This window comes from Luteimonas sp. TWI662 (genome assembly GCF_039673825.1).
Taxonomy (GTDB): Bacteria; Pseudomonadota; Gammaproteobacteria; order Xanthomonadales; family Xanthomonadaceae; genus Luteimonas.
This window is the reverse complement of sequence record NZ_JBDJMI010000056.1, coordinates 1-661: the sequence shown is the minus strand read 5'-3', so window position 1 is coordinate 661 and position 661 is coordinate 1. Positions and strand designations below refer to the sequence as shown.

The window sequence follows — 661 nt, the reverse complement described above, 5'->3', positions numbered from 1 at the left end:
GCGCTCGATCGCATCCAGCGCCCACAACGCCTCGCGCAGCGCGAAGGTCAGGCCGGGGCCGACCTTGAGGATCGCGAAGTGGTCGCGCACCAGCGCGGCCAGCGCCTCGGGCGTCTGGTAGTCGGTCGAATGCGCCTCGAACACCAGGCCCGGCACCTGTTCGATCGCGGCGCTGAGGGCGCGTGCGGCGGCCGGCACGTAGTCGATGACCTGGTGGTGGTCGAACTCCACGCCTGGTTGCACCACCGAGGCGATCACCCGCGTCCACGCGGTTTGCAGACCGGCGGCTGCAAATGCGTCCCGGTGGGCCTCGATCGTCGCCAGCGCCGCCGCGGGCGCAGTGACCGTCAGGCCGTCGATGGCCTCGGTCGCGCCACCGGGCACCGGCACCTCAGTGCCGATCACGTAGACCGGCGGCTCGCCACCGGCCCGGGCATGGGCGGCCTCGGCCGCGCGGCACAGCCGCACCGCACGTTCGACGATCGTCGCCTCGGGCAGCGGCACCGGATCGCCCGCGCAGGCCATCGAGCAGTCGAGGTGGAGCTTGCGAAAGCCCGCGGCGACGTAGGCGGCGACCATCGTCTCGGCCTTGGCCATCGCCGCCTCGGCCTTGAGCGCGGTCCAGGGATTGGGACCCAGGTGATCGCCGCCGAGCGCGATG

Annotated in this window: 1 protein-coding gene; it reads right to left on the bottom strand. The window is 72.8% G+C overall.

The window, feature by feature from the left end:
- A partial coding sequence (locus ABE488_RS17720) for a class II D-tagatose-bisphosphate aldolase, non-catalytic subunit (protein ID WP_346449708.1) occupies positions 1-661 on the bottom strand: 661 nt, incomplete at both ends.